Genomic DNA, 548 nt, shown 5'->3' with positions numbered 1-548 from the left:
GTTAGTTCGGTGCAGCAGCATACAGACCGGCAGTTAGTTGGCGTGGCACTGGATAAAGTATTTACTGAGAAGTTGAGCGGGAAGGATATGAACAGGCCGGAGCTGAAAGCAATGCTCGATTACGTGCGTGAGGGTGACGTGATTCACGTTCACGAGCTGAGCCGTTTAGGACGTTCGACAGTGGACGTGCTGAGCATCATAGACACGGTGAAAGAGAAGGGCGCAAGCATACAGTTTCACAAGGAAGGGCTGACGGTTGGAGCCGAGCAGACAGCGATGGGTGAAATGATGATTACCGTGATGGCCGCAGTTGCCACGGCAGAACGCAAGATGCTGTTAGAGCGGCAGGCAGAAGGTTATGCGGCAGCGAAAGCAGCCGGACGCATTGCGAAGCGTGGACACGGTAAAGCAGTCGATAGAGCAGCGATTATTGCTGACCTGATGGCAACAAAGAGCATTCGCCAGACGGCAAAAGACAACAACGTTGGCGTCAGCACTGTTCAATGCATCAAGGCAGAGCTGCAGCAGGGCGCTTAACGCCCCTCGGC

General features: G+C 54.4%; 1 protein-coding gene. It reads left to right on the top strand.

Annotated features, from left to right (window positions below; genetic code table 11):
* Positions 1-537: recombinase family protein (locus HK417_RS24665; protein ID WP_222273516.1), on the top strand; the 537-nt coding region annotated here is incomplete at its 5' end.
* Positions 538-548: the final 11 nt, after the last annotated feature.

Source organism: Modestobacter marinus, from assembly GCF_019799945.1.
Taxonomy (GTDB): Bacteria; Actinomycetota; Actinomycetes; order Mycobacteriales; family Geodermatophilaceae; genus Modestobacter; species Modestobacter marinus_B.
Note: the sequence above shows the minus strand (reverse complement) of the source record. Positions and strands in the feature narration are given on the sequence as shown.